Annotated in this window: 28 protein-coding genes and 1 other RNA gene; 6 read left to right on the forward strand and 23 right to left on the reverse strand. The window is 67.7% G+C overall.

What is annotated here, in order from left to right:
- Window positions 1-14 precede the first annotated feature (14 nt).
- Entirely contained in the window at window positions 15-1,394 is a 1,380-nt protein-coding gene (locus MRBLMI13_RS04895) for an amino acid permease (RefSeq protein WP_367820045.1), read from the forward strand.
- Here the strand turns inward: MRBLMI13_RS04895 and MRBLMI13_RS04900 are convergent.
- From MRBLMI13_RS04900 to MRBLMI13_RS04920, 5 genes are all read right to left on the reverse strand, one after another.
- A complete protein-coding gene (locus tag MRBLMI13_RS04900; protein WP_367820043.1) occupies window positions 1,369-1,899 on the reverse strand; it encodes a hypothetical protein in 531 nt (176 codons plus the stop codon). The two genes, MRBLMI13_RS04895 and MRBLMI13_RS04900, sit on opposite strands and share 26 nt — an antisense overlap.
- 48 nt (window positions 1,900-1,947) lie before the next feature.
- Window positions 1,948-2,304: RNase P RNA component class A (rnpB, locus tag MRBLMI13_RS04905), an RNA gene on the reverse strand.
- Window positions 2,305-2,334: 30 nt separating this feature from the next.
- On the reverse strand, window positions 2,335-4,032 hold the full coding sequence (locus tag MRBLMI13_RS04910; RefSeq protein WP_367820041.1) for a bifunctional 3'-5' exonuclease/DNA polymerase: 1,698 nt from the start codon (window positions 4,030-4,032) through the stop codon (window positions 2,335-2,337).
- Between the two features lie 25 nt (window positions 4,033-4,057).
- Entirely contained in the window at window positions 4,058-4,789 is a 732-nt protein-coding gene (locus tag MRBLMI13_RS04915) for a zinc ribbon domain-containing protein (protein WP_367820039.1), read from the reverse strand.
- Between the two features lie 34 nt (window positions 4,790-4,823).
- On the reverse strand, window positions 4,824-5,246 hold the full coding sequence (locus tag MRBLMI13_RS04920) for a YchJ family protein (protein ID WP_367820037.1): 423 nt from the start codon (window positions 5,244-5,246) through the stop codon (window positions 4,824-4,826).
- A gap of 22 nt (window positions 5,247-5,268) precedes the next feature.
- On the opposite strand from MRBLMI13_RS04920, the gene MRBLMI13_RS04925 reads away from it, so the two are divergent.
- Both MRBLMI13_RS04925 and MRBLMI13_RS04930 read left to right on the forward strand, forming a co-directional pair.
- Entirely contained in the window at window positions 5,269-6,108 is an 840-nt protein-coding gene (locus tag MRBLMI13_RS04925) for an aldo/keto reductase (RefSeq protein ID WP_367820035.1), read from the forward strand.
- A 49-nt stretch (window positions 6,109-6,157) separates the two neighbouring features.
- The gene (locus tag MRBLMI13_RS04930) at window positions 6,158-7,093 is read left to right on the forward strand and encodes a methyltransferase family protein (protein WP_367820033.1); all 936 of its coding nucleotides are present in this window, start codon (window positions 6,158-6,160) and stop codon (window positions 7,091-7,093) included.
- Here the strand turns inward: MRBLMI13_RS04930 and MRBLMI13_RS04935 are convergent.
- Window positions 7,065-7,901 carry a helix-turn-helix transcriptional regulator gene (locus MRBLMI13_RS04935; RefSeq protein ID WP_056377589.1) on the reverse strand — a complete coding sequence of 279 codons (837 nt, stop codon included), beginning with the start codon at window positions 7,899-7,901 and terminating at the stop codon, window positions 7,065-7,067. The genes MRBLMI13_RS04930 and MRBLMI13_RS04935 overlap by 29 nt on opposite strands.
- 100 nt (window positions 7,902-8,001) lie before the next feature.
- On the opposite strand from MRBLMI13_RS04935, the gene MRBLMI13_RS04940 reads away from it, so the two are divergent.
- On the forward strand, window positions 8,002-8,766 hold the full coding sequence (locus MRBLMI13_RS04940) for an SDR family oxidoreductase (RefSeq protein WP_367820031.1): 765 nt from the start codon (window positions 8,002-8,004) through the stop codon (window positions 8,764-8,766).
- A 24-nt stretch (window positions 8,767-8,790) separates the two neighbouring features.
- Here the strand turns inward: MRBLMI13_RS04940 and MRBLMI13_RS04945 are convergent, their stop codons facing one another.
- On the reverse strand, window positions 8,791-9,681 hold the full coding sequence (locus MRBLMI13_RS04945; RefSeq protein WP_367820029.1) for a TIGR01777 family oxidoreductase: 891 nt from the start codon (window positions 9,679-9,681) through the stop codon (window positions 8,791-8,793).
- A gap of 101 nt (window positions 9,682-9,782) precedes the next feature.
- Here MRBLMI13_RS04945 and MRBLMI13_RS04950 point away from each other — a divergent pair, with 101 nt between their 5' ends.
- Entirely contained in the window at window positions 9,783-10,616 is an 834-nt protein-coding gene (locus tag MRBLMI13_RS04950; RefSeq protein ID WP_367820027.1) for a zinc-ribbon domain-containing protein, read from the forward strand.
- Window positions 10,617-10,652: 36 nt separating this feature from the next.
- Here the strand turns inward: MRBLMI13_RS04950 and MRBLMI13_RS04955 are convergent, their stop codons facing one another.
- Entirely contained in the window at window positions 10,653-11,030 is a 378-nt protein-coding gene (locus MRBLMI13_RS04955) for a hypothetical protein (RefSeq protein WP_367820025.1), read from the reverse strand.
- A 132-nt stretch (window positions 11,031-11,162) separates the two neighbouring features.
- Between MRBLMI13_RS04955 and MRBLMI13_RS04960 the strand changes: the two genes are divergently transcribed.
- Window positions 11,163-12,248, forward strand: a complete 1,086-nt coding sequence (locus tag MRBLMI13_RS04960; protein WP_052492967.1) for an AAA family ATPase — start codon at window positions 11,163-11,165, stop codon at window positions 12,246-12,248.
- 36 nt (window positions 12,249-12,284) lie between these two features.
- Here the strand turns inward: MRBLMI13_RS04960 and MRBLMI13_RS04965 are convergent, their stop codons facing one another.
- The 15 genes from MRBLMI13_RS04965 to MRBLMI13_RS05035 all read right to left on the reverse strand — a co-directional run bounded on the left by MRBLMI13_RS04965 (window position 12,285) and on the right by MRBLMI13_RS05035 (window position 24,670).
- Complete coding sequence (locus tag MRBLMI13_RS04965; RefSeq protein WP_367820022.1) at window positions 12,285-13,088, reverse strand: sigma-70 family RNA polymerase sigma factor; 804 nt, start codon at window positions 13,086-13,088, stop codon at window positions 12,285-12,287.
- 170 nt (window positions 13,089-13,258) lie between these two features.
- Window positions 13,259-13,573: an HU family DNA-binding protein gene (locus MRBLMI13_RS04970; protein ID WP_367820020.1), complete on the reverse strand. Its 315-nt coding sequence runs from the start codon at window positions 13,571-13,573 to the stop codon at window positions 13,259-13,261.
- A 239-nt stretch (window positions 13,574-13,812) separates the two neighbouring features.
- Window positions 13,813-14,211, reverse strand: coding sequence for a flagellar assembly protein FliW (locus MRBLMI13_RS04975; RefSeq protein ID WP_367820018.1), 399 nt, complete (start codon window positions 14,209-14,211; stop codon window positions 13,813-13,815).
- Complete coding sequence (gene flgL, locus MRBLMI13_RS04980) at window positions 14,208-15,095, reverse strand: flagellar hook-associated protein FlgL (protein WP_309688923.1); 888 nt, start codon at window positions 15,093-15,095, stop codon at window positions 14,208-14,210. Before flgL ends, MRBLMI13_RS04975 begins: the two co-directional genes overlap by 4 nt.
- 17 nt (window positions 15,096-15,112) lie before the next feature.
- Window positions 15,113-16,519: a flagellar hook-associated protein FlgK gene (flgK, locus tag MRBLMI13_RS04985; RefSeq protein ID WP_367820016.1), complete on the reverse strand. Its 1,407-nt coding sequence runs from the start codon at window positions 16,517-16,519 to the stop codon at window positions 15,113-15,115.
- A 7-nt stretch (window positions 16,520-16,526) separates the two neighbouring features.
- On the reverse strand, window positions 16,527-17,009 hold the full coding sequence (gene flgN / locus MRBLMI13_RS04990; RefSeq protein WP_042541118.1) for a flagellar export chaperone FlgN: 483 nt from the start codon (window positions 17,007-17,009) through the stop codon (window positions 16,527-16,529).
- A gap of 121 nt (window positions 17,010-17,130) precedes the next feature.
- On the reverse strand, window positions 17,131-17,379 hold the full coding sequence (gene csrA / locus MRBLMI13_RS04995) for a carbon storage regulator CsrA (RefSeq protein WP_056377568.1): 249 nt from the start codon (window positions 17,377-17,379) through the stop codon (window positions 17,131-17,133).
- An 89-nt stretch (window positions 17,380-17,468) separates the two neighbouring features.
- Window positions 17,469-19,535, reverse strand: coding sequence for a flagellar biosynthesis protein FlhA (locus MRBLMI13_RS05000; RefSeq protein ID WP_367820013.1), 2,067 nt, complete (start codon window positions 19,533-19,535; stop codon window positions 17,469-17,471).
- A gap of 51 nt (window positions 19,536-19,586) precedes the next feature.
- Window positions 19,587-20,690 carry an EscU/YscU/HrcU family type III secretion system export apparatus switch protein gene (locus MRBLMI13_RS05005; protein WP_367820011.1) on the reverse strand — a complete coding sequence of 368 codons (1,104 nt, stop codon included), beginning with the start codon at window positions 20,688-20,690 and terminating at the stop codon, window positions 19,587-19,589.
- Window positions 20,687-21,448 (reverse strand): flagellar biosynthetic protein FliR, encoded by a 762-nt coding sequence (locus MRBLMI13_RS05010; protein ID WP_042541108.1) that lies wholly within the window; start codon window positions 21,446-21,448, stop codon window positions 20,687-20,689. Before MRBLMI13_RS05010 ends, MRBLMI13_RS05005 begins: the two co-directional genes overlap by 4 nt.
- A complete protein-coding gene (gene fliQ / locus MRBLMI13_RS05015) occupies window positions 21,448-21,723 on the reverse strand; it encodes a flagellar biosynthesis protein FliQ (RefSeq protein WP_042541106.1) in 276 nt (91 codons plus the stop codon). Before fliQ ends, MRBLMI13_RS05010 begins: the two co-directional genes overlap by 1 nt.
- Complete coding sequence (fliP, locus tag MRBLMI13_RS05020; protein WP_414685943.1) at window positions 21,723-22,562, reverse strand: flagellar type III secretion system pore protein FliP; 840 nt, start codon at window positions 22,560-22,562, stop codon at window positions 21,723-21,725. The genes fliQ and fliP overlap by 1 nt, the downstream gene beginning before the upstream one ends.
- Before the next feature lie 127 nt (window positions 22,563-22,689).
- A complete protein-coding gene (locus tag MRBLMI13_RS05025) occupies window positions 22,690-23,118 on the reverse strand; it encodes a flagellar biosynthetic protein FliO (RefSeq protein WP_367820008.1) in 429 nt (142 codons plus the stop codon).
- A gap of 2 nt (window positions 23,119-23,120) precedes the next feature.
- Window positions 23,121-23,777 (reverse strand): FliM/FliN family flagellar motor switch protein, encoded by a 657-nt coding sequence (locus MRBLMI13_RS05030; RefSeq protein ID WP_079112898.1) that lies wholly within the window; start codon window positions 23,775-23,777, stop codon window positions 23,121-23,123.
- Window positions 23,777-24,670, reverse strand: a complete 894-nt coding sequence (locus MRBLMI13_RS05035; protein ID WP_153302191.1) for a flagellar motor switch protein FliM — start codon at window positions 24,668-24,670, stop codon at window positions 23,777-23,779. The genes MRBLMI13_RS05030 and MRBLMI13_RS05035 overlap by 1 nt, the downstream gene beginning before the upstream one ends.
- Window positions 24,671-24,689: the final 19 nt, after the last annotated feature.

Below are 24,689 nucleotides of genomic sequence, written 5' to 3' on the forward strand. Positions count from 1 at the left end.
CGCGCCATGTCACCATGATCACCCTGGGCGGAATCATCGGGGCGAGTCTGTTCGTCGGATCGGGCAACGTCATCCGCGCCGTCGGGCCGGCCGCGGTGCTGTCGTACCTCATCGGCGGGCTGCTCGTGTTCCTCGCCATGCGCATGCTCGGCGAGATGGCGGCGTCCCGTCCGGCCATCGGCTCGTTCATGGAGTACGCACGAGTGGGCCTCGGCAACTGGGCCGCGTATCTCGTCGGATGGCTGTACTGGTACTTCTGGGTCGGCGTGCTCGCCTACGAGGCGGTGCTGGGCGGCGAGACCATGGCGAGCTGGTTCCCCGCGGTCCCGTCGTGGGCCTGGTCGCTGATCCTGATCGGCATCTTCGTCGGCACGAACATCATCTCCGTCCGCGCCTTCGGCGAGGTCGAGTTCTGGCTCGCCAGCGTCAAGGTGCTCGCGATCGTCGTCTTCCTCGGCGCCGGTCTGCTGTTCGCCTTCGGACTGTGGCCGAACTCCGAGGTCTCGATCTCGAACCTGTGGGAGCACGGCGGCTTCGCGCCGAACGGCTTCGGCGTCGCCTTCACAGGGGTGGCGCTGGTGATCTTCTCGTACTTCGGCACGGAGATCGCCGTGATGGCCTCCGCCGAGTCGGAGGACCCTGCCAAGGGCATCCGTCAGGCGACGAGCACGATCATCTGGCGCATCCTGCTGTTCTTCGTCGGCTCCGTGCTCATCATCGTCACCGTCGTTCCCTGGAACGAGCTGCCGGTTCCGACCGATGTGGCCAATGCGCCGTTCACCTACGCTCTCGAGCAGTTCGGCATTCCCGGCGCGAGCATCATCATGCAGCTCGTGATCTTCACCGCGGTCATCTCGGTGCTGAACTCGGGTCTCTACTCGGCATCGCGCATGTTCGCGGCCCTCGCCGAGCAGGGCTTCGCGCCGAAGATCGTGGCGAAGAAGTCGAAGAGCGGCGTGCCGGTGATGGCGTTGCTGGCCTCGACCAGCGGAGGACTCATCGCCACCCTGGTGAACTTCCTGACGCCGGGATCGGGGATCTTCGACTTCATCATGAACTCAGCCGGACTCGTCGCCCTGTTCGTCTACGTCTTCATCGCCCTCACGCAGTGGCGGCTCCGTCAGAAGATGACTCCCGAGGAGGTCGCGAACCTCAAGCTCAAGATGTGGCTGCACCCCTGGCTCAACATCCTGCTGATCGCATGCATCGCGGCGGTGATCGCCGTGATGATGTTCAGCGAGGGCGGACGAACCCAGGTCTGGACGAGCCTCATCGCCACCGGGGTGCTCATTCTGTTCTGGCCGCTCGTGCGACGCAACCTCAAGCGACGGAAGGCGTCGGATGCGGGGAGCAGCGCCCCGGATACTGTCAGCGGCGCTGAGGCTCCAAGATGAACGTTTCCGTCGCGAGCGGCTCCATGGCTCCCGGTCCCAGCGTCAGCACATCGCCCGGGTACAGCATCGACCCCAGACGGCTATAGCTCATCGCCGCGTAGACATCGCTGCACAGCCGCTCCCTGATGGCGGACGGCGCGTCGCCAGCGGCGACCGTGTACGTCGCGATGCTGCCGTCCGCTGTCTTCGTGACCGTGCCGCGCGCGAAATCGGTCATTCCGTTGTCCACCGGCAGTACGCCGTTCCACGTCGCGTAGTAGGTCGGCTCTTCATCGCCCTCGCTGTAGCCGGTCAACGAGATCTTGGACAGCACGTCGCAGCGGCTCACCTCAGCCGTCGCGGTCGGTGTCGGCACGGGCGTACCGCTCGGCGTCGGCTTCACCACGGGCTGAACTGCCGCGGGAGTCTCGGTGACCTCCGGAGCCGGCGCGGTGCAGCCGGTGAGCGCTGCGGCAACCAAGGCGGCGAGGAACGCCACGGTGGCGGCGGCTGTGCGGTTCGACATGAACGAACGCTACCGTGGCATCCTGCCCCGAAGCCAACGGTGATGATGCGAATGGGCCGACCTGTACGCCGGGTTCTGTTCCGGGGTTCTTCGCCCCTTCGACGGCCATCTCTCTCGGCGACACGTTGCCGTGGCACTCTAGCGGTCTACCCGAGGACTCGGCGAGCCGCGTCAACATCCTCTGTCTGACCTTGCTCCGGACGAGGTTTACCTGGCGGGCCATGTCACCATGGCCCCCGGTGGTCTCTTACACCACCCTTTCACCCTTACCCCTTGCGGGGCGGTCTGCTCTCTGTGGCACTTTCTCGCGGATTGCTCCGGGTGGGTGTTACCCACCGTCCTGCCCTGAGGAGCCCGGACGTTCCTCGGTGCGGTTGCCCGCCACGCGACCGTCCAGTCGACCCATTCGCACGTCCAGTCTACGACCAGAGCGTCCTACTTCTCAGCCGACTCCGCGATCCGCAGATCGAGCGGGACCTCGATCGGGAACCCCCCGAAGAGTCGGCGCGTGGCCACCGCCGCCGCTTCGCGTACGGCATCCGCGGCGGCATCCGCCTGCTCCTGAGGAACATGCAGGATCACCTCATCGTGCAGGAAGAAGGCGAGGTGGGCACGCGCGCCGAAGATCCCGGATGCCGGAGCCTCTCGCTCTGCCTCGGGAAACTGCTGCAGGCGGTGCCTGATCTCAGCGAGCCAGATCAACGACCACTCTGCCGCGGTGCCCTGCACCACGAAGTTGCGCGTGAAGCGTCCCCAGTCGCGCGCGCGGCGGCGCGCGAGTGCCACCTCGGCGGGGTCGGCGTCGGCATCGGTGGCGGCGGCCTGCATCGTCTCCCACTCGATCGACGGACGCGGAGACGACCGACCCAGCCACGTCGACACGACTCCCCCGTCCTCGCCGAACCGTGCAGCCTTGTCGACGAGCGCCATAGCCCGCGGATACACCTTGCGCAGTCGAGGAACCAGACGACCGCTGTCACCGGTCGTCGCTCCGTACATCGCCCCGAGGACGGCATACTTCGCCTCTTCGCGCGTCGCCACGGCACCCGATTCCACCACCCCGGCGTAGAGGTCCTTTCCTTGCGCGGCCCGGGCCATCGCACGGTCGCCCGCCATGCCTGCGAGCATCCGCGGCTCCAGCTGAGCGACGTCGGCGACGACCAGCGTCCACCCTTCGTCCGCGCGCACCGCGGCGCGCAGGTTGCGCGGCAGCTGCAGAGCGCCGCCTCCCGCCGACGCCCACCGCCCCGTCACGACCCCGCCCGTGATGTAGATCGGCCGGAATCGCCCGTCATGCACCCACTCGGCGAGCCACGCCCATCCGTTGGCGCTCAGCAGACGCGACAGCTTCTTGTACGCCAGCAGCGGCTCGACCACGGCATGGCTGTGCTGGGCGAGCTCCCACCGGCCCGTCGACTCGACCTGCACGCCGACACGGTGCAGAGCGCGGAGCAGCTTCGGCTGGCTCTCGAGGTTGAGATGGGGGTCTCCGAGGATCGAACGCACCCGCTCGGCCTGCGCCACCATGCGACTGGGGAGGCCTCCCGCGATCGGTCGGGTGCCGAGGATCTCGGTGAGGATGCCATCGTGCACCGACTCGTTCCAGGGCAGGCCGGCCGCGCGCATCTCTTCGGCGATCAGTCCTCCGGCCGATTCGGCCGAGGTGAGCAGCGTCAGGCGACCGTCCTTGCTGTCCCTGAGAACGCGACGTTGCTCGCGGTACTGGTCGAGGGCGTCGCCGACAGGGTCATCCGGCGCGTCATGCGCGACGACGTCGAACAGCGCCGGGGCTTCGTCGACGGGCTCACGTCGCACCCAGGACGACGACGGAGCGAGCGGGCGCGGGATCTTGTCCGTGTCGCGAAGAATCGCGTGGCAGAGCAGCAGATCGTGAGAGCGGGCGAGCATGACCCCCGCGTCGAGCAGGACGGGGTAGATCTCGCGGGCGCTGCGGATCACCCAGCGCGGCGAATTCTCGCGCTCCTGAGCCGCGACCCACGCAGGCATCTCAGACGCGGAGAGGTCGAACCGATGTGCCTCGGCATCATCCGCATCGAGTTCCACCGCCGTGTAGCCGCCCGAGCGAGCCGCCACCAGGACGACGCGACGTTCGGTCTGCTGCCGCGAGTTCACCGCTGGCGTGCTCGCGGCGCAGAGATCACAGCCCGGATTCCTCGGTGCGCACCAGGAGGCAGCCGCACTCGGGGCAGAAGACCACGAGGTCGTCCGGCGCGTTGCGGATGTCGTTGAGGTCGGTGCCCGGGAGCAGCATCCGGCAGCCTTCGCAGGTGCCACGGCTCAGCACCGCGGCGCCGGCGCTGTTCGCGGCGCGGCGTGCGTACTCGGCCAGGAGCGGCGCCGGAAGGGATGCCGTCACCGCCTCGCGATCGCGCGTCAACTGGGCGATGAGGTCGGTCGCGGCCGCGACGTCGGCCTTGGCCTGAGCGGTGAGCGCGGTTCCTTCTGCGGTCGTGGTGCCGAGCAGAGCCTGCTGCGCGGCGACCGCCGCGTCGGCATCTTCGACACGACCCATGACATCGAGCTCGATGTCCTCGAGGTCGCTCTGACGCTTGGCGAGGCTGGCGATCTCGTGCTCGAGCGCCTGGGCCTCCTTCGAGTTCGTGGCCGTGGCGAGCCGATCGGCATCGCGGGCCCGGCGCTGCTCGACGAGCTTCACATCGGACTCGAGCCGCTTGAGCTCGGTGCGCACGTCGTCACGTGTGCCGGTCAGCGCGGTCAGCTCGCGGAGCTGATCCTGACGGATCGCGACGAGCTCGGTGATGCGGGCGGCCTGCGGGGGCTTGGTGCGCGCGCGCTCCGCCTGCGCGATGCGCCGGTCCAGGTCGGCGACGTCGAGCAGGATGCGCTGGTGTTCTGGGCTGGCGTTCACGCTCTCAAATCTAGTCGCTGCGCGGTCACGTCCATCACCCGACCTGTCCGTCGAGGTAGAGCCACCTGCGGTCCTCGCGCACGAAGCGGCTCCGCTCGCGGAGCGAACCCCGCTCGGCGCCCTGCTGCCAGAAGGCCTCGAACTCGACCTCGCCGTCGCGATCGAAAGGGCCGCCTCCGGCGCGATCGATGATCACGAGGCGCCGCCAGACCACGTCGTCGTCGAGGTCGATCTCGGCGGGGCGGGTCGACGGATGCCAGGTCTCCAGGAGGTACGCGGCATTCTTGATCGAGAACGCCGTGAAGCGCGAGCGCATCAGGCGCTCGGCGGTGGGGGCGAGTGCCCCGTCGAGCAGAGGCCCGCAGCATCCGCCGAAGACATCTCCGGAGCCACACGGACAACGCGCCGCATTATCCGGGACGCCGTCATCTGGCGCCATCCTCTGCAGTCCGCTCATCGCTCCAGCGTACGCTGGCGCCATGACGGCTCTCCCTCACTTCACGGCCCACAACGGCTTCGCCCTCCCCGCTCTCGGACTCGGCACCTACGCCCTCAACGGGGATGCAGGCGCGGATGCCGTGGCCTCGGCGATCGGCGCCGGGTACCGGCTGATCGACTCGGCATTCAACTACGAGAACGAGGGGTCGGTCGGCCGCGGGGTGCGCGCATCCGACGTGGACGCGTCTGAACTCATCGTCACGACCAAGCTGCCCGGCCGTCATCACCCGCGCGCGAAGGCGCGGACGAGCATCGAGGAGAGCCGGTCACGGCTGGGCGTCGACGCGATCGACCTGCACCTCATCCACTGGCCGAACCCGCACCAGGACGAGTACGTGCAGGCATGGGAGGCGCTGGTGGAGGCTCAGCAGCGCGGAGTCGTGAGACAGATCGGCGTCTCGAACTTCCTCCCCGAGCACCTCGAACGCATCGAGCGCGAGACCGGCGTCCGCCCCGTCGTCAACCAGATCGAGGTGCACCCGTACTTCCCGCAGGACGAGCAGCTCGCCTATCACCGTGAGAACGGCATCCTCACCGAGGCGTGGAGTCCACTGGGACGCGCGAAGCAGCTGATCGAGGAACAGGTGATCGGTGAGGTCGCCGCGGCGCACGACATCTCCCCCGCCCAGACCGTGCTCGCCTGGCACATCGCACGGGAGACGGTGGCGATTCCGAAGGCATCCTCTCTCGAACACCAGGTCTCGAACCTCGCCGCAGCAGAGATCGTGCTGACCACCGCCGAGGTCGAGGCGATCACCGCGCTCGGACGCGCAGACGGACGGCTGTTCGACGCAGATCCCGCGTCGCACGAGGAGTCCTGAGGCGGCGTCCTGCGCGGGCGTCGGCAGAGGGCGCTCATAGACTGGCGGCATGCCGGTCATCGCAGGGATCCCGATCACACCGGTGACCGCTCGGCTGTATTTCGCTGTGCAGGCTCTGGCGGGAGTGGCCTGGTGGATCGCGGTGGCGCTGTCGGACGACGTGCGTCGTCTCACCCTCGGAGACCTGCCGGCGGGACTCGTGGCGGTGTTGGACATCCCGCTCTTCGTCATCGGTTCGGCAGTCATCGCAGCGGGTTCCCGGTGGGCTCTCTGGGTCGCTGTTCCGTGGACGGCCCTCGTCGCCGCCGGTATGGCCGTCTACGCCACGGCGACGGGCCTCGCCGGATGGGGCGCCCTGATCATGGTGATCGCTGCCGGGGCGAGCGCAGCGGCGGGAATCGTTCTGCTCTGCGGGCGAGCACCCGTGGAATGGCTGGTCACCGGTCCGCTCGCTTTCCGGTCGGCTGCGAGCGTCGGCACGCGAGCGCTGCTCGCCCGCACCGGACTGCAGACGCTGTTCTTCTGGGGCACCTTCCTGGTGGTCATCCCCATCGCGGTGTCGCTCGTCGAGGCCCGGTGGTCGCTGCGCATCGAGGTTCCGTTCGTCGTCCACCTGGCCGGCGGTGTGCTTCTCGTCGCCGCGACCGCCCTCGGAATCTGGTCGGCCGTGTCGATGTCGGTCGAGGGCGAGGGCACCCCGCTCCCGTCGCAGATGGCGCGGCGACTCGTGATCTCCGGCCCCTATCGATACGTGCGCAACCCGATGGCGGTCGCCGGCATCGCGCAGGGCATCAGCGTGGGCCTCATCATGGGCTCCTGGCTCGTCGTCGCGTATTCGCTCTTCGGATCGCTGTTGTGGAACTCGGTCGTGCGACCGCTCGAGGAGGCGGATCTCGAAGCGAGATTCGGGTCGGAATTCGTGGAGTACAGCAGTCGGGTGTCGTGCTGGCTGCCGGTCAGACCCGCTGTGTCCCGAGCACTCTGAGCAGTTCGAGCTTGCTCGCCGCGTCGCTTCCCGGCGCTGCTGTCAGCACGATGAGCGCCTGGGATTCGTCCTCGGTGAACAGCGCCTGGCAGTCGACCTCGATCGGACCGATCTCCGGATGGATGAGGACCTTGTGGTCTTCGAAACGCCGCCGCACCTCGTGCACGTCCCACAGCTCGGCGAACTCCGGGCTGCGGACGATGAGCTCGCGCACGATCTCGCCGGCTCGTGAGCGCTCGCCGAGCGCGCCGTAGGCGGACCGGAGCGACGCCACGAGCACACGACTGTGCCGCAGGTGATCCTGCTCCGGGTAGCGCCCGCGCTCGTCGTGCGGGTGCGCGAACCAGCGGTAGATCCCGCTGCGCTCGATGCCCTCCAGACCACTGACGTCGCCGAGCAGCGCCCGTGCGGCGTCATTCTGGATCAGGACCTCGTCGAGCACCGAGACGACGAAGGCGGGCGTGTCGTCGAGGCGGTCGAGAACACGGAGCATGCCCGGATGCACGTAGTCGGTGAAGGTCGTGCGGTCCGGGGCGCTGTGCCCGCAGATGCGATGAAGGTAGTCGCGCTCGTCGGGAGTCAACCGCAGCGCCCGTGCGAGCGAGGCGAGGATCTGCACGCTGGGCTGCGGACCGCGCTGCTGTTCGAGGCGCGCGTAGTAGTCGGTCGACATGGCTGCGAGCTGCGCGACCTCCTCGCGACGGAGACCGGGAGTGCGGCGGCGCGCTCCCGCGCCGAGCCCGACGTCTGACGGCTTCAGCTGCTCCCTGCGTCGCACGAGGAACTCGGCCAGTGCTTCTCTGTCCACCCGTGAAGTATCTCGCGCTCGGCGTCGTGCATCCAGGGATCGGGGATCCCTGGATGCGTGGTCTCTGGTGCGCCGCTGCGACACTCCGAAGAGTGGATGCATGAACATCACCGGAAACACCATCTTCATCCCCGGCGCCACGAGCGGCATCGGCCTCGCGCTCGCCCGGCGACTCAGCGAACGAGGCAACACCGTGATCGTGGGCGGGCGTCGTGTCGAACTGCTCGACGAGATCGCGGCGGCGAACCCGGGCATCGACACCGTCCAGATCGACACGACGGATGCCGGCAGCATCCACAGTGCGGCGCAGACGGTCCTGGCCACGCATCCTTCGCTCAACGTCGTCATCGCGATGGCCGGCATCATGCGCCCCGAGGACTGGACGTCGCCCGAAGGGTTCCTCGAGACGGCCGAGGCGACGGTCACCACGAACCTGCTCGGCCCGATCCGACTGATCGCCGCGTTCATCGAGCACCTGCGCACCATGCCGGATGCCACGATCATGACCGTGTCGTCCGGGCTGGCCTTCGCCCCGCTGCGCGTCACCCCCTCGTACAACGCCACGAAGGCGGCCATCCACATGCTCAGCGAATCGCTGCGCCTGCAGCTCGCCGACACCAGCGTGAGCGTGCTCGAGCTCGAACCGCCCGCTGTGCGCACGTCCCTGATGCCCGGTCAGGAGACCAGCGACTTCGCGATGCCGCTCGATGAGTTCGTCACCGAGGTCGTCGAACTCATCGAGGCCCAGCCGGACGCGACCGAGATCCAGGTCGAGAACGTGAAGTTCCTGCGCTACGGCGAGGCGCGGGGTGACTACGCGCAGGTGGTCGAGACCCTCAACCGGCGCGATCCCCACGCCCGCTGAGCGTGCGGCCGTCGACCACCGCGATCAGATCGATGCGTCGACGGCCTGCGCAGCGGTCTTGTGGGTGAACTCGAACCCGGAGTCCTCCAGCGCCGCCGGCCTCACATCGGCATCCGAGACGAGCAGCGAGTCGGCGGCGTCACGGCTCAGCGCGAGTCTCAGCGCCCAGGTCGGAGCCGGAATCCAGAACGGTCGCCGCATCTTCTTCGCGAGTGCACGACCGATGTCGTTCGCCGAGGCGCGCGTCGGGCCGGTGAAGTTCACGGGACCCTCGAGACGCTGATCGATCACGTGTCGGATGCCGCGGACCTCGTCTTCGAGAGAGATCCACGGCCAGATCTGGGTGCCGGGCCCGATGGGACCCGCGACGCCGAATCGCGTCAGCTGGATGAGCGGTTTGAGCACACCCTGGCGGTGGATGATCGGGGCCGTGCGCAGCAGCGCCACTCTCGTCTGCTCCCCCGCACGCAGCGCCTCCTGCTCCCAGCGGACGCAGAGCTGCGCGAGGAACGTGTCGCCTGCAAGAGACGCCTCGGTCAGGATCTCGCCGGGTGCCGAGCCGTAGTAGCCGACGGCGGACGCCGAGACGAGCGACGGAGCATCGTCACGCAGGGTGCGCACCGCAGTGGCCAGCGTGCGAGTGGTCGTCAGCCGAGACTCGACCAGCTCACGACGGTAGCGCGGGGTCCACGGCAGGCGGCCGACGCTCGCCCCGCCCAGAGCCACCACGGCGTCAGCACCTGCCAGCACGTCGGGGTCGAGTTCACGCTCCCCCGGTGTCCACTGCACCTCGGAGGCGTCGCGCGGAGGACGACGCACGAGGGTCGTCACCTCCACGCCGTCCGAGCGCAAGGACGACGCGAGGGCCGTGCCGATCAGACCCGATGCGCCACTGATCACGATCCGCTGCGGCATGATGACTCCCTCTGTCCGTCCACCGGACTCGTTCTCCCTCGCGAGTCTGTCACGTCCGACGCCCTCTGGCGATGTCGGCGGCGACCGGTAGGTTGCCCGGCGTGGCCGAACCAGTGCAGTCGTGGTGGGCGAGACGCCAGTTCTCGCGAGGCCGAGACGTGCCATACGAGGTCGGCACCTATCGCTCGCAATGGGCCGCCTACCCCGAGTTGATCCGTCAGTACCATCCCGAGCTCAATCACGGCATCGCGCTCTCGCAGGTGCCGCTGGCGGCAGACGTGCTGCTGTGCTGGGAATGCCGGGTCGGCCATCGTTTCGCCGCGACGCCGTCGGAACAGCGTGAGCGGCCGGGACGGGTGCGTCGCCAATCGGCATGGTGCCCCGAGTGCTCGACGCTCGCCAGGCCCCAGCCCGTGGTGCTGGGAGAGGCCCGCGCGATTCCGCGGCGTCCGAGACCGCAGCTCGCGCTGTGCGACAAGACTCCCGATCTGCCGATCGGCGAGGCATTTTCGAGCGTGTGCGCTCCTGCGCCGGCATCCGCCGCCGAAGCCCGGCTCCGCGCAGCGCTCGCGTCTCGCATCACCTTCACGTCGGGTGTCAACGCGGTCAAGGTGGCGCGACCGTTCTTCCGTCACACCGAGGTCTGGCCCGACATCCTGCTTCCGGAGCTTCGCGTCGCGATCGAGTACGACGCCGTCGGGCGCCACGGACTCGAGCATGTCGGCAAGCGACAGGAGACGGACCTGCGCAAGGATCGTGCCCTGCGCGCCGCCGGCTGGGAGGTCATCCGCATCCGCACAGGGCGGCTCGAGCCGCTGGGCCCCCACGACCTGCAGATGCCGTCGGTCTCTACCCGCGGCGTCGATCGCATCATCGACGAGCTCCGTCAGATCCGCGGCCCGCTCATCGTCGACGCGTACCTGATTCCCGGCTGACGGCGATGTGGCGTGCTCGGGTGACAGGGTTCGAGCTCAGCTCTCGGGTCGGTCGTCGGCCCGCCTGACGACCGCATCCCATTCGGACCTCAGGAAGGTGGCTTCTCCGGCGGCGACGATCTGTGCATTGTCGTTCGGGCCCAGCTCGGGGCGCATGGTCAGGCCGCCGACCTCGAGGCTCGGGATGCGCTGCCTGATGCACTCGACGCTTCCGCGCACCAGCAGCTCCGCCGTCTGCTCGGGCGTGGTCACGGCTCCCATCACGGCGTCGTCGTGAGCGACGAGCACCGCTTGCCATGCGGGCTGTCGGTCGTCGGGATCCAGTGTGTACTGCATCAGCCCCTGCGGCGCGGCCTCGACCACGATGACGATCGCACCTGCGACCGGCTGCTCGTCCCCTGCATACTCGCCCATGATGGATCCCCTGACCCGGGCGTCCCCACGCCCACTGTCCGCTCAGGGTACTGCGAAAAGTTTCTTTCCGAACGCCTTACGGCGATCGGATCTCAACCGATATATCAGTACGGGGAGCAAAGGAGAAGGATCTTGACCAGCACCTACATCGAGACGGGCGGACATGTCCGCGTGTACGACGCGGCCGTCCGCACGCATCACGAGTTCCCTCTCGGTACTTATCGGGTGCATTTCACCTCGAAAGAGGGCTTCAGCCTGATCAAGATCGACGACCTGACAGTGGGCACCGAACGCGTCTACGGCGGCCGCGACAGGAAGGTCGACAAGATCTTCCGCTCCTATGCCCTCACGGATCGCAGTCTCGGTGTGATGCTGTCCGGCGACAAGGGAATCGGCAAGACGCTGTTCCTGCGCATGGTCGCCGAGGAGGCCCGCGAGCAGTGCCTGCCCGTGGTGATCGTCTCAGAGGACAACGACGGCATCGTGGAGTTCCTCGACACCCTCGACGAGTGCCTGATCATCTTCGACGAGTTCGAGAAGGTCTTCCCTGCGGGGCGCCGCGGCGGAGAGGGAGACAACCGGCAGAACCAGTTCCTGTCGCTGTTCGACGGCCTCTCGTCCGTGAAGCGCATCTACTGCCTGACGGTGAACGACATCAGCGATGTCAGCACCTACATCGTCAACCGCCCTGGGCGGTTCCACTACCACATGCGATTCGAGTACCCGGGCCCTGACGAGGTGCGGCAGTATCTGATCGACCAGGCGCCGCACGCCGATCCTGACGAGATCGAGAACGTCGCCCTGTTCTCGCGCCGGGCCCGCCTCAATTACGACCACCTGCGTGCCATCGCGTTCGAGCTCGAGCAGCCGGACGCGCTGTTCGCAGACGTCGTGGAGGACCTCAACATCAAGTCTGTCGAGCCGAGCACGTATCGCATCGAGGCCCGCTTCCCCGACGGCAAGGTCTGGTCGGACGAGGTGGAGATGAACCTCTTCGAGCGGGGCGACGTCGGGCGCACCTTCGAACTGCGCAACGCGACGCGGTCGATCTTCGCGTCGTTCGTGCCCAAGGATCTCATCTTCGAACCGGACGGCAGCATCTTCGTGCCGATCCACAAGCTCGAGCTTCTCGACGACGAGGACGAGGAGCCCGAGGTCTACCCGACGACGGTCAACCTCATCCTGGTAGGTCAGGCGAACTACGGCTTCAGTCTCTGAGCAACCTCGCCGACGCGTCGGACGGCGGGCTCCTGATCAGACGCCGACGGCGTGCGAGAGTATCGCGCGTGTGAACCGCTGGCCGCTGGCTGCAAGGCGCTCGAGATATGCGTCCAGCCCGGACGCGGATGAGCGCGCGGCCGGCGCGGACTCGGTCGTCGGGGCGTCGGCGTAATGGCGGTCCAGCGCATCCCGGAGCATGCGCACCGCCGCGGCTCGCTGCTGTGAGACGGCGGCGTGCGATACTCCCAGCTCGTCCGCGAGCTCGGTCACCGTGCGGTCATCGAAGTAGATCGCCGTGATGATCCACCGCTTGCGTTCCGGCAGCGCAGCGACGGCCCGTCGCAGGAACTCATCGCGCTCGGATGCGATCGCGAGTTCTTCCGGCAGATACCCGGTCCACACGATCTCCGGCGCATCCGGCGCGTCAAGACTGGTGAGCAGACGTTCGGCGTCATCCAGGCCCTCTCGCGCGACTGCGATGTCGACGCCCATGGCCGCGGCGATCTCCGTCACTGTGGGCGTGCGGCCGAGCGCCGCCGACAGGGTCTGCCTGACCTTGATCGTCTGCTTCGCCCGCACTCGTACGTCTCGAGGCGCCCAGTCCATCGACCGCAGCTCGTCTTTCAAGGCCCAGTTGACGCGTGCCCGGGCGAACGCCCCGAACGGCACGCCGAGGCTCGCATCGAACTTCTCGGCCGCACGGACCAGCGCGAACGCACCGGCAGAGGCGAGATCGTCGCGGGAGACATGGGTGATGCGCGAGGCCACATACGCCGTTGCCGCGCCGACGATGTGCAGATGATCGACCACGAGCTGGTCGCGCGGGCGCATAGGCATCGAATTCGCCTCTTTCACTGTAAGTGCAAGCCCTCCCCAGCGACTCACAGTGTGGTCTCTCCCCAGCGACCGGAACTGCTTTCACCTACATGCTAGAGGTGAGACGGGCACGAAAGATCCCCGGAGGCCAAAACCTCCGGGGATTCTCGTTTACGTTCAGATAACGATGACTAATCGTTCACCTTGACTCGACGGTTCACCTCTCGAGTCGCAGAGAACTTCAGCACCGTGTAGTCGTTGACCTCGGCGTCTCCATCGTCCTTCGCGAACTGCACACGATGCCCCTTGTGTGTCTGCGGATAGAACTTGCCGAAATTGGTGAGCGTCACCGTGTTGCCCCGGCCGACGAGGTCGAGAAGCTCGTCGATCATCGCCGTGTACGCGGTCTGTGCCGTCTGAACCGAGATGCCGCCGCGTCGTGCGAACCTCTGCACGAACTCCCGCTTGCTGACCCGATTCGTCTCGAGCGTCCTTGAAGTGCTCATGTTGTCTTCCGTCCCATGGAATGTCGCTCGTCGCCGAGCGCCGTGCGCTGTACCCCTACCAACCGCATCCGTGACGTGCCCCAGGCCCCGATCTCCTGCGACGACGCCGGGATCCCGCCAGTACCCCAGCCTGTGCTCTTCAGAGGATAGTTCCTCTTCCTTGGTATATGCGGTGAATCTCAGAATCCTCTGCATGCCGAGCCCGCGCCGCCGGAAGAGCCGTCGATCAGGACGCCCGCTCACCCGCCCAGAAGCGCGCGGATCGGGTACCGCTGATCCTCGAGGATCGCCTGCACCGCACGGCCGGAGGCGGCATGGATGAGGATCGGAGCTCGGAGATTGATGTAGACACCGTCTGCAGAAGGGTTGGCCACGACGAACACACGGATCTCGGAGTCATCGGCGGCGCCGACCTGCGCTCGCACCTCGGCGGGGATGGTCGGCTCGTAGCCGTAGTCCCCGGAGAGCGGATCGAGGAGGAACAACCGCACATCGGCGTCCGTGGCTCGCAGCGCGTGCAACCCGTCCGCGCCGTCGATCTGCTCGAGAGTGAACCCCGTGTGCGGGCTCAGGCCCGGCATGGGCGATGCGAACTCGACGTCCAGCGTCGCGGGCCTCTGGTCGGTCGACGCATTCATCGCAGGAACTCCATCAGATTGGTCTGCAGCGATCGCGCCGTCACCTGCAGGGCGGACTGGAAGACGAGCTCGGCAGACTGCAGTCGAACGAGCACCTCGAGGCTGTCGACGTTCTCGACCTCGGTGCGACGGGCCTCGAGGTCGATCGACGCCGAGAGGTTCTGGGCCGAGGCGCGCTCGATCTGCACCTGACGCGCACCCGTCGTTCCTCGCGCGGCGTTGACATCCTTCAGTCGTGCATCGATGTCGCCGAGACGCGCGCCCACCTCCACGCCACTGCGCAGGTCCGCCGCGATGTCGTTCAGCAGGGCGAACGCGCTGTCAGCACCCTCGCCGAACGCCTGTGAGCCGTCGAAGTCGACGCGCACCGTCTCGTTGTCGCTGATGCGGCGATGCACTCCGTCACCCGTGCCGCCGTTGAACGCGAACGTGGTGGCGTCGAAGGCGCCTCCCGCATCGCTCGTGCCGGCGAAGACGCTGCGACCGAGCACCCTCGTGTTCGCCTTGGCGAGCAGCTCCGCGCTGATCGACTCGAGCTCCTGCGCGATCGACTCGCGCGCTGTCGCGCTGAGCGCCCCAGAGTTGGCTCCCTGCGCGGTGAGATCCCGCGCACGATTGAGCAGGTCTGCGCTGGCCCCGAGCGCAGTGTCGACGGTCGTCACCCACGCCATCCCGTCGCTGAGGTTGCGGGCGAACTGGGCGACGCGCGACTGGTCGCCGTGCACGCCGAGCGCTGTGGCCGCTGCGGCAGGGTCTTCGCTCGGCGAGCGGAAGGCACGCTGCGAGGCAGCCTGATTCTGCAGGCGCTCGCGGTCCGCGAGGTTGGTCTGCAACGTCCGCAGCGACTGCTGCGTCATGGTGTTGCTCGTGATACGGCCGATCATGTTCTCTCTCCCCAGAGTCAGCGGCCGACGAGGCCGGTGCGGTTGATCAACAGATCCAGGGCCTCGTCGACAGCGGTCAGCACGCGGGCCGCTGCCTGATAGGCGGTCTGGTAGGTCAGGAGGTTGATCGTCTCCTCGTCGCCGTCGACCGAAGAGTTCGACTGCTGCGCGGTGACCGCCGCGACAGCTCCCATATCGGCGATGTCGGCGCGCTGCAGGTCGCCTGCGACGGTGACCGCGAACCCGGTGACGAAGGTCGACCAGGTCTTGGTGGGCCCAGTCGCCGATGCACTGAGCGCGCTGATGCGGTCGGCGATCGTGGTGTCCTTCGCTCCGGCTCCCGGCACTGCCAGAGCCAGCTCGTCGAGACCGGTGGGAACCACGCTGAGCCCGAGAGCAGCAGGGCCCGCGCCGTTGAGCGTGAAGAAGTCGCCCCCGGCTGCACCGGACGATGTGACGCCCGTGCGGTGCACGTCGTTCACGGCGGTCGCGAGCGCTGTCGCCGTCTCGTTGTAGGCCGCAGCGACTCCCGCCAGCGTGCCGCCGTCGGATGCGGGGGCGAGCGCACTGATGGTGCCGCCGACGATGCCGCCCGTGATCGGCACTGCCAGGCCCGGCCGATCGGCCCACGCGACGGTGATGCGACCGGCATCGGCGATGTCACGCGGCCCGCTCGCCACGAGCGCTCGACTGCTGTCGCCCGACACGAGCGCGTTGCCGTCGACGCGAAGGGTGAGGGTTCCGTCTGCCTCCACATTGCCCTTGGCTCCGACTGCGGTCGAGAGCTGCTGGGCGAGGACGTTGCGCTGGTCGATCAGCTCGTTGGCGTTGCGCCCGGACTGCAGTGCATCCCTGATCTGACCGTTGAGCGAGGCCACCTGGCCTGCGACGGCATTGACGTCAGCGAGCTGACTGTCGACCTGTCCACGCAGGTCGCTCCACTGCCCGGCGATCGTCTGGTATCCCGCGGCGATCTGTCCGATGAGCACGTTGGCATTCGTGAGCACGACCTGGGCCGCAGCCGGATCCGGCGTGTTGGCGAGGTCGGACCAGCCCGCCCAGAAGCGGTCGAGATTCGCCGCGAGACCGTCCTTCGTCGGTTCGGCCATCACGCCCTCTGCGCTGCTGGCGGCCGTCGCGCGGGCGCTCCAGAATCCCGACGTCGACAGGGCATCACGGACGCGAGCGTCGAGGATGTCGTCGCCCAGCCGCGCGATCCCGGTCACGCCGACACCGCCGCCGATGCCGAGTCCCGACGGCCAGAGTCCCGTCTGCCCCGGCGCTGAGAACGAGGTCTGCTCCACCCGCTGGCGCGTGTAGCCGGGGGTGGCCTGATTGGCGATGTTCTGACCGGTCACGGTCATCCCCGCTCGTGCCGCGGAGAGCGCGGATTCTGCGAGGCGGAGCCCTGCGAATGACGACATCTTTACCTCACACCCTTGTGTCGAGAAGTCGGGCGTCCGCGCCGCGGACGACATCGCCGTGCGTGTCGTACTCGCCGGTCGGAACGCCGAGACCTGCGATGGTCTCCTGCGTGACCCGGATGGCCGTGCGCAGGCGCTGCTCGTTGACCTTCTTCATGTCGCCGATCTCGTCGGCCAGGGTCGTCATCGCGTCGAGGTGCCCCGTCAGGATCTCGCGCCACGCGTCGGTCGGTGCGGCCTCGATCAGATCGCGGAGCGTCGTCGCCTCCGGCACGCCCCACTCGTCAGCCACAGCGATGACCAGCGTGTCACGCGAGAGGGCGACTGTCGGCATAGCCGCGATGACCCGCTCGATCTCGTTCGCCGCATGGTGGATCCAACGGTTGCGTCCGGTCGCGAGCAGCATCTGCTGCTCGTCGAGCTTGAAGAGCAGCACCTCGAGAAGGTCGCGCTCTCGCATCAGTTGCATGCTCAGGTCGTGAGCGGCCACGGTTCGTCACCTCGTCATGTCACGGTTTCCATGACGGGATCGCCCGTCACATCCACGACTATCGCGACAAGGAGCGGGCCAGTAACTCGGCGCGCGTCGAGATGACGCTCCTGCGACCGGATCAGGGTGCCGGGGTCGTTCTTCCCAGGATGCCGAGGAGAACCGATTCGGCGGACTCATCGGAGGATGTCTGGACGGCTTCCTGGTTCGCGTCGCTCACCGCGAGGACGATCTCGGCGCGGTTGATGCGCTTGTCGCGAGGCGCATCGATGCCGACGCGGACGCCGCTGGGCGTCACCGCGAGAATGGTGACGGTGATGTCGTCGCCGATCACGATGCTCTCGTTGGCGCGTCTCGTGAGTACCAGCATGCGTCGTCTGCCTTCCATGGCGTGAGCGCTGTTGCGCCCTCTGCCCACAAACGTATCGCACTCAGCTCGTAAATGAGCAGATCCAGGCCCTACACGGCCGCGCTCGGAAGAGCCGACTGCGTCATGCGCACCACTCCGACGACGTCGGTCGCGAGGCCGCCTGCCGCCGCCTCGTCGTACGACAGCACGGGGAGGCCGCTGACCTGCGACGAGACCATCCGACGCACGGCCTGACGCAGAGACGGAGCGCACACGAGCACGGGTTCCGGACCCATCTGCTCGAGCTCGGCGACGGTGCGACGCACGTTCTCGAGCACCTGCATGGTCGACTCCGGCGTCAGCACGATCTGCGGATGACCGTCGACGACCCGCATCCCCTCGAGCATCTGCTGTTCGAGCATCGGCTCGAACATGACGACCCGGATGCGTCCGTCTTCGGCGAAGCGCGAGGCGATCGCCGGCCCGAGCGCCGCCCTGGCCGCGTCGATCAGCCCCGCGGTCTCGGTCGAGGTCTTGCCTCGCAGTGCGAGCGCCTCGTAGATGCGGGCGAGGTCGTTGATCGGCACCCGCTCGGCGAGAAGCCCCGCCAGGACGCGCTGGATCGCGGCGAGCGACAGCACGGCCGGAGTGAGCTCCTCGACCGTCGCGGGGCTGGACTGCTTCAGGTGCTCGGTCAGCTGGCGTACGTCTTCGAGCGAGAGCAGCCGATGGGCCTGGCTCTGCACGATGTCGGAGAGGTGGGTGATGATCACGCTCGCCCGATCGATCACCGTCGCACCCGCCATGTCAGCGGCGTGCGACATCTCGGCGGGCACCCATTTGCCCTCGAGGCCGAACACGGGGTCGACCACGGCCGTGCCGGGAAGCTGCTCGAGACCCGTGCCGATCGCGAGCACGTGTCCGCGCGGCACGGATCCGCGCCCGGCCTCGACCCCGGCGATCAGGATCGAGTAGGTCTGCGCCGGCAGGTCGATGTTGTCACGGGTGCGCACCGGCGGCATCAGGATGCCGATGTCCAGAGCGAGCTTGCGACGAAGGGATTTCACCCGGGTGAGCAGATCCCCCGCTCCCCCGGATGCCAGATCGACGATGTCAGGTGACAGCGAGATCTCCAGCGCGTGCACGCGCATCCTGTCCATGAGCTCTTCCGGTCCCTCGGCCCCGGCCTCGACGGCCTCCTGCTGCAGCGCATCGGCCTCGAGTGCGGCATCGCGGTCTTCGTTGGCCTTGACGCGGGATGCCGCGAATAGCAGCACCGCTCCGATCGCCAGGAAGATCACGAGGGGCATCCCGGGGATGAAGCCCATGGCGATGGCTGCGAGGCCCGTGATCACGAGGGCGTTGCGCGACTGCATGAGCTGACGACCGGCCGCCTGTCCCATCTCGGACTCGGCGTTCTCGCGAGTCACGATCATGCCGGTCGACACGGCCATCAGCAGCGCGGGGATCTGGGTGACCAGTCCGTCGCCGATGGTGAGGATGCTGTAGGTCTCGAGGGCGTCGCCGACCTCCATGCCGTGCTGCACCATGCCGATGATGATGCCACCGACGAAGTTGATGACGACGATCACGATGCCCGCGATCGCGTCACCCTTGACGAACTTCGACGCGCCGTCCATCGCGCCGTAGAAGTCGGCCTCCGCCGCGACCTCGGCTCGACGCCTGCGCGCCTCGGTGTCGGTGATCAGCCCGGCGTTCAGATCCGCGTCGATCGCCATCTGCTTGCCGGGCATGGCATCGAGGGTGAATCGTGCTCCGACCTCGGCGACGCGCTCTGCACCCTTGGTGACGACGACGAACTGGATGACGGTGAGGATGAGGAAGATCACCGCACCGATCACGAGCGACCCGCTGATCGTGATCTCCCCGAACGCCTGGATCACCTCGCCTGCGTGCGCCTCGCTGAGCACGAGACGCGTCGACGCGACGTTCAGACCGAGCCGGAAGAGCGTCGCGACGAGCAGCAGGCTGGGAAAGACCGAGAAGTCGAGCGGCTTCTTGATGAACATCGCGGTGAGGAGGATCAGGAGCGCGAACGAGATGTTCAGGACGATGAGGACGTCGAGGAGCCCGGTCGGGATGGGCACGATGAGCAGGAGGATGATGCCCACCACTCCTACGGGCACCGTCGCCTTGGACAACAGCTGACCGATCATGCGTCTCGCCTTCGTTCTCTCTCGTCGTTCGAAATCTGTTCGTGACCCGGCTCAGAGGCCGCGGTCCCTGGTGCTCGCGAAGGGCATCGTGTGCGTCCCCCTGGCCGACCCTCGGCGCTTGAGATGCTCGATGAAGGCGAGCACCTGGGCGACGGCGGTGTAGAGCTCTTCCGGGATCTCCCGCCCGATCTCGCAGGCCGAGTGCAGCGCACGCGCGAGCGGGACGTCCTTGATCATCGGCACGCCGGCTTCCTCCGCCCTCTCGCGGATCTTCTGCGCCACGATCCCCGCCCCCTTCGCCACGACCCGAGGGGCCGACTTGCCCGGCTCGTACCTCAGCGCGACCGCGACATGGGTGGGGTTCACCAGAACGACATCGCTGTCGCCGACCGCCGCGATCATCCGATTGCGGCTCATGGCGAGCTGCCGCGAACGGCGCTGCGAGCGCACGAGCGGATCGCCCTCGCTCTTCTTGTGCTCGTCCTTGGCCTCGTTCTTCGTCATATGGGTGTGCTTGCGGTTGCGTCGCATCACGACCGCCACGTCGATCGCCGCTAGCAGGATGCCCACCGCGACGGCGACCTGCAGGAGCGCGATCGCTCCCCCGGCCGCCTGCTCGAGCAGCCAGGTGATGTTGTGGCTGCCGCTGGCCATGAGCACAGGCACGAGACCTGAGACGACGATCCAGAGCGCGAGCCCGATCGCCAGCGTCTTCAGCAGCGCCTTGGCACCCTCCCAGAGCGCCTGCTGCCCGAAGACCCGCTTCATGCCGGACACGATGTTGAACTGCTCGGTGCGCATCGTCACCCCTCGCAGATGGATGCCGCCCTGAGCGACTGCGGTGGCCGTCGTCGCGAGCAGCACCACCACCAGCATCGGGAGCAGGATGCCGCCGAGCGATGCGATCGCCGAGCCGAGCACGTCGAGGGCCGCGCCGTCGGTGGGGTTCATCGCGACGGGTGTCACGGCGAGGAAGAGCTCGGTGACGACCTGCGTGCCGGAGGCGATCGTCGGCACCATCATCACGACGGCGGCCGCTATGCAGACCCAGGCGGTGAAGTCCTGGCTGCGGCCGATCTGCCCCTTCTTCCGCGCTTCCTTCAGGCGACGCTCGGTCGCCTTCTCGGTGCGTTCGCCGCTGTCGGACTCACTCATCGCGTCACCCCCAGCAGCAGCCTCGCGGCCTCCTCGGCGATGACTGCGACGACACTGGGCAGCGCCGCGTAGACGAATCCGACCAGCAGCAGCGTGAGGCCGATCTTGATCGGGAAGCCCATGGCGAACGCGTTCAGTGCCGGCGCGACGCGACTGACCAGTCCGAGACCGACGTCTGCGAGGAAGAGCACGATGAGCAGCGGGCCCGCGATCTGCACGGCGCTGAGCATCATCTGCCCCGCAGCCCCCACGAGTGCCTCCGCCGGCTTGGCGAGATCGATCATGCCGGTGACGGGCACGGCGTCGAACGAGCGGAACAGGCCGCCGAGCACGAGCTGGTATCCGTCCGAGGCGAACAGCAGCATGATCGCGGTCATCTGGAACAGGCGCGTGAACTGCGCACCGTTGATCGCCATCCCTGGGTCGAACGCCTGCGCCAGCTGGAACCCGCCGAACGTGTCGACGAGATGGCCCGCCCCCTGGATCGCGCTGAAGAGCACCATCACCAGAAAGCCGAGGAGCGCGCCCGTCAGCGCCTGACCGGCCAGGGCGAGCATGAAGGCTCCGGTGTCGAGACGTTCGTAGCCTGCTGTCACCACCGGCGAAACGGCGAGAGCGAGACCCACGCCGAGCATCGCGCGGATCCGCATCGGGATCGTGCCGTGGCTGAACGGCGGAGCCAGCACCAGGAAGGCCGTGATCCGCACGCAGGCGAGGGAGGTCGCCTCGAGCCACGTGAAGTCGATGGGGATGTTCATCAGCCGCCGTTCAGCAGCGACGGGATCCGCGCGAACATCTCGTTCGTGAAGGCGATCATCTCGGCGATCATCCAATGCCCCGTCACGAGCAGGGCGATGCCGACGGCGACGAGCTTCGGCACGAACGAGATCGTCATCTCCTGCACCTGAGTGATGGACTGCAGCAGCGAGATGGCGAATCCCACCACGAGCGCGGTGATGAGCAGCGGCGCGCAGAGCTTCGCGCCCACGATGAGCGCCGCCTGCCCGATGTCGATGACGGCCTCCGGGTTCATCAGCCACCCCCGTTGTACGACTGGACGAGCGCCGTGATGACCATGCCCCAGCCGTCGATGAGCAGGAACAGGAGGATCTTGAACGGCAGCGAGATCATGACGGGAGGCAGCATCATCATGCCCATCGACATCAGAGCGCTGGCGACGACGAGATCGATCACGAGGAAGGGGACGAAGATGATGAACCCGATCAGGAAGGCAGCGCGCAGCTCGCTGATCATGAACGCCGGCACGAGCGTCTGCAGCGGGATGCTGGCAGCGTCCGTGGGGTTCTCCATCTGCGCCGCACGGTGCATCAGCGCGATGTCCTCTTCGCGGGTGTAGGTGAGCATCCACTCGCGCAGCGGCTCCTGGGCGAGCTCGAACGCCCTGCCGAAGTCGATCTGACCATCGGTGAACGGTGCGACCGCGACGGCATTGATGTCGGTGAGCACCGGCCACATGATGAACAGCGTCAGAAAGAGGCTGAGCCCCGCGAGCACCTGGTTCGGCGGGATCGACGGCAGCGAGAGCGCATTGCGGGTGAGGGCGAGCACCACGAAGATCTTGGTGAAGCTGGACATCATCAGCAGCAGGGCCGGAGCGACGCTGAGAACGGTGATTCCGAGCAGCGTCATGATGCTGTCGGACGGGGTCCCGTTGATGCCGTTGATCGTCACGCCGTCGCCATCACCGGTCTCCGTCGGGAGCAGCGACGCGGCGGCGTGCGCACCTGTGGTCTGCAGGAGCACCAGAACCGCCGCGATGCCGAAAGCGGCGCCGAGGAGCAGCCAGGCACGCCGCGGCAGTCGCGGTGCGCGCGCAGACGGCGACGCGGCGACTGCGGCGGATACGGGCACGGCGGCACTCCGAAGATGGGTGACGTGGCCGATCCGTAGCCAGAGGGTCGAGCGATCCGTGCTCGCAGTCGACTATCGCGACACCACGAGGTGCACGTAACCGCGTCGACCGATGAGCTGACTGCCGTCAGGCGACGGAGCGAAGTGCGCGGTCGACGATGTCGTCGGGCATCTCGGAGACAGCGGGGCGCTCGTCCTCCGCGAGGACCTCCTCGGCGAGCGGAGGCGCCTCCTGGGTGTCGACGACGTTGATCCCGTGCTCGGTCACGCCGAGCACGTAGCGGATGCCGCCGAACTCGGCGACCACGAGCTGTGCCTTGCCCCCGATGCCCGACCGCGCCACCACGGTGATCTTCTCCGGGCGTGGGCGCGGGACTGCCGCCGGACGCGACGGCACGAGCTCGGTCAGCTTGGCGAGCTTCTTCGGCATCAGCCCGGCCAGCGGACTCACTCCCTTCGCCTGCGACTTCTGCAGGCGACGGCTCAGGAAGAGGAGCAGACCGAGCACCGCTCCCAGTGCCACGATCGCACGGAGCGCGACGAGGATGTCGTCCATCGTCAGACCGTCTCGGCGCCGTCGAGGATGCGCTCGACGCGGATCGCGAAGTCGCCCTCCGCGACCACGACGGTGCCGTGCCCGATCAGGCGGCCGTTCAGCTTGATGTCCGCGGGAGACCCGGCCGCGCGGTCGAGCTCGACCACACGCCCCGGTTCGAGCGAGAGCACGTCGCGCACCGGCATCCGTGTGCGCCCGATCTCGACCACGAGCTCCATCTCGACGCCCGCGATGCGATTCAGTCGCTGAGGACCGGCCGCGGCTGCGGACCTCGCCCCGTCGATGCGCACGGATGCGCGAGCCACGACGCTGCCGTCGGCGTCGACCATGTCGAACACCTGCGTGCCCGAGTCTGTGAAGACATCAGTGGCCGCGATCACGGCTCCGTCGCCGAGCGAACCGCTGCCGAGCACGGCGGTGGCCGCCTCGAAGATCGGATGCAGTCGATCGGTCAGCGGTGCGGTCTTCGAACCGTCCTCCAGTTGCGACGGATCGACGACCTGGATCGCGATGCGAGCGCCGGGGCTGCCCGTGAAGGTGACGACGACCGCGTCGCCCGACGCTCCCGGGTCGGTCGAGGGCGCCGGGATGACGGGGTATCCGAACGGCAGCTTGCCGGCGATCGCCGCGGCGATGGCGGTCTCGTGGAAGGTGCTCATCAGTGGGTCTCCTCATGGGTGGTCGTGATCTTGCATGTGAGGCGCGAGCCCCTGCTGCCGGGTGTCGCGAGGGCGATCCGCGTCTGTCCGGCCATCAGCTCGTAAGGTCGAGTCTCCGGGTGCGGCAGGCGCAACAGGTCTCCCGGCGCGAGGTCGAGGATCTCACCGGTGCCGATCGTGATGGGGGCGAGACGCAGCGTCAGCTCCAACGGGGTGCTGCGCACCTGTTCGAGGGTCTGCTCGGTCGTGTGAGCCGATGCAGCATCGGATCCCGAGGCCGCAAGGCGGTCGACGACGGCCGACGCGGGCAGCATGACGGTCGCCGTCGACTCCGAGTCGCCCAGCCGCATCGTGTAGCGGGCGACGATCACCGCGGCGGTGGCGGAGATGACCTGCATGTACTGGGGGTTGTAGTGCACGGCACTGAACCTCGGTGCGCCCGGGAGCAGAGCATCGAGGCTGGCGTGGAGGTGCTCGAACGTGCCCTCCATCAGGTTGCGGACGAGAGCCAGTTCGATCGGAGTGAACGTACGGGCTGCGGGAAGCGATGTGCTCCTTCCCCCCATCATCTGCACGACCCACAGCAGGGCGCTGTCGAGTCCGAACTGCACGACGCACGGCTCGTCACGGTCGGCGAAGGAGCCGGCGACCATCGCCGTCGTGCCGGGGAGCGTGTCGGAGTACTCCTCGTACGAGACCAGGTCGACGCTCTCGAGCGCCAGATGCGCCCGCACGCGGATCTTGTCGGTCAGCTGCGACGACCACAGTCGGGCGAACGACTCGAACGCCGCCTCGAGATGCCGGGTGCTCTCGCGCCCGAGCTGGGCCGGGCGTCCGAAATCGTACGCCGGGTAGCGCACGGCCGGGTCATCGAGCACGGCGGATGCGGTCATGACGGTCTCCTCCACGGTG

Origin of the sequence: Microbacterium sp. LMI13-1-1.1, assembly GCF_040815625.1 — a bacterium.
GTDB lineage: Bacteria > Actinomycetota > Actinomycetes > Actinomycetales > Microbacteriaceae > Microbacterium > Microbacterium forte.